A 224-nucleotide genomic window follows, 5' to 3' on the forward strand; every position below is an offset into this window, starting at 1 on the left:
AAGTATTCAGCGCCCATGCGACAACAACTATTCATTACCCTATTGCTCCTCAGTGGGGGCATTTGCTGCGCCCTGCCTAGCTACGCTCAAGACCAAGCCTTTTTGTACAAACAACTCAACCAAAGCCTGAGCAAGGGCAACTATGCCCAAGCCTTGAAGCTGATTGACCAAGGCGCCGACATTTTGCACGGGGGGCGCTACATTAGCAGCACTTATAAGGTAAA

1 protein-coding gene is annotated in these 224 nt (G+C 50.4%); it reads left to right on the forward strand.

Annotated elements, in window-relative coordinates; translation table 11 throughout:
• Positions 1-15: 15 nt before the first annotated feature.
• The coding region (locus Q0954_RS34925; protein ID WP_299466951.1) for a hypothetical protein at positions 16-224 on the forward strand (209 nt) is incomplete at its 3' end.

The organism is uncultured Microscilla sp., assembly GCF_947493425.1.
Classification (GTDB): Bacteria; Bacteroidota; Bacteroidia; order Cytophagales; family Microscillaceae; genus Microscilla.